Annotated in this window: 2 protein-coding genes; both read right to left on the minus strand. The window is 76.4% G+C overall.

Annotated features, from left to right (window positions below):
- Positions 1-32 precede the first annotated feature (32 nt).
- The gene (locus VR44_RS39485; protein WP_045952521.1) at positions 33-1,235 is read right to left on the minus strand and encodes an NAD(P)/FAD-dependent oxidoreductase; all 1,203 of its coding nucleotides are present in this window, start codon (positions 1,233-1,235) and stop codon (positions 33-35) included.
- 107 nt (positions 1,236-1,342) lie between these two features.
- Positions 1,343-1,941: TetR/AcrR family transcriptional regulator (locus VR44_RS39490; protein WP_045952522.1), on the minus strand; the 599-nt coding region annotated here is incomplete at its 5' end.

Consider the following 1,941-nt stretch of genomic DNA (forward strand, 5'->3'; position numbering starts at 1 on the left):
ACCCGTGGCCGCACGGCCGTACGGGGGCGCGGTCAGGCCGGCTGTGCGGCGGCGGCCGGGTCCCCGGCGGCCCGGGCCCGCAGCAGCTCCTGCCGCTTGGGGTCCTTGGTCCACCAGGTGCGCACGCCGGGCTTGCGCGCCTCGTACGCCAGCTGCCAGGGAACGCTCCGGCAGATCAGTTCCTTGACCTTCGCGGCCGGGCGGCCGCGCAGCACGTACTTGCGCGGGGTGTCGTCCTTGGCCGCGAACTGCAGGACCGCGTCGCGGCGTCCGAGGCTGACGCACTGGGCGACGAAGCCCACCTCGATGGGCGCGGGCCGCTCCCCCGCGATCCGGCTCAGCACGGTCTCGGCGGCCTGCGGCCCGGTCTGGGCCGCGGCCTGGCAGCTCATCCGCAGGGGCAGGTCCGAGGGGGCGGCCGAGTCGCCGGCCGCGATGACGCGTACGTCGTCCACGCTGGTCAGGGTCTCGTCCGTGAGCAGGCGGCCCAGGGCGTCGGTGCTCAGCCCGCTGCGCGCGGCCAGGTCCGGTACGCCGAACCCGGCGGTCCAGACGGTCACCGCGCTGGGCAGCTCCCGGCCGTCGGCGAGCCGTACGGTCTCGCGGGTCACCGCCGTCACCTTCGCCCCGGGGCCTTCGACGACGGTGACGCCGAGTGCGGCCAGCCGCCCGGCGACCGCGCGCCGGCCCCGGGGGTGCAGGGAGGGGCCGAGCGCCCCGCCGCAGACCAGGGTGACGGCCCGGCCCCCGGCCGCCAGCTCGGCGGCGGTCTCGATGCCGGTCGTCCCGCCCCCGACTACGGTCACCGGGGCGCCCGAGGGTGCGGCGTCGAGGGCCGGGCGCAGCCGCCGGGCCTCCTCCAGGGTGGCGAGGGGGTGGGCGAACTCGGCCGCTCCGGGGACGCGGGGGTCGGCGCTGCCGCTGCCCACCGCGTAGACGAGGTAGTCGTAGCGGGCGGTGCCGCCGCCGGCCAGTGTCACGGCGCGCCCCGCCGTGTCGATCCGGGTCACGGTGTCGACCACCAGCCGGACGCGTTCGCCCAGGACCTTGCGGTACTCGACGACGGCGTCGTCGGTGCCGGCCACCAGCTGGTGCAGGCGGATCCGCTCGACGAATTCCGGCCGCGGGTTGACCAGGGTCACGTTCACGTCGGCGCGCCGCGTCAGGCGGTTGGCGGCCATGACGCCCGCGTATCCGCCGCCGATGACGAGGACTTCGGTCTGCTCGCCGCTCATGGTGTCTCCTCCGGCTCCAGGGTCCGCCCCTCAGGGGGTTCGACCACAGGACACCGGGGGCCCGCCGGACGTGACACGGTGTGGCCCGGATCACACCGACGAGCGGATCAGCCGGTCTTCAGTCCGGCCACGACCGAGCGGGCGAGCTGGTCGAGGTAGCCGGCCGGTACGGCGTCCCCCACGACGACCTGCCGCCAGTACAGCGGGCCGATCGCCAGGTCCAGGGCCCGCTCGGGGGAGGCCGTGTCCTCCAGTTCGCCGCGGGCGACGGCTTCGGCGACGATCCCCTCGGCGAGGCGCCGCTGGCCGTCGAGGAGGGCCCCGCGCACCGCGTCGGCGATCTCCGGGTTCCGCGCGGACTCCACGAGGAGGTCGGGGATCACCGCCGAGGCCACCGGGTGGCGCAGGACGTGGGTCATCACCTCCAGCAGGGCGCGGACGTCCCCGTAGAGGGAGCCGGTGGCCGGGACGGGCAGGCCGTCGACGGCGAAGACCCCGATCAGGTCGAGGACCAGGTGCAGCTTGGACTTCCAGCGGCGGTAGACCGCCGTCTTGCCGACGCCGGCGCGGCGGGCGATGCCCTCGATGGACATCCGGGCGAAGCCGGACTCCGCCAGTTCCGCGAGCACCGCCGCACGGATCGCCTCCGTCACGTCCTCGCGCAGGACGGCCGCGCCGGCGGGGGCGCGGCGGGCCGGGGCGGGTC

The organism is Streptomyces katrae, assembly GCF_000966975.1.
In the GTDB taxonomy this organism is placed as follows: Bacteria; Actinomycetota; Actinomycetes; order Streptomycetales; family Streptomycetaceae; genus Streptomyces; species Streptomyces katrae.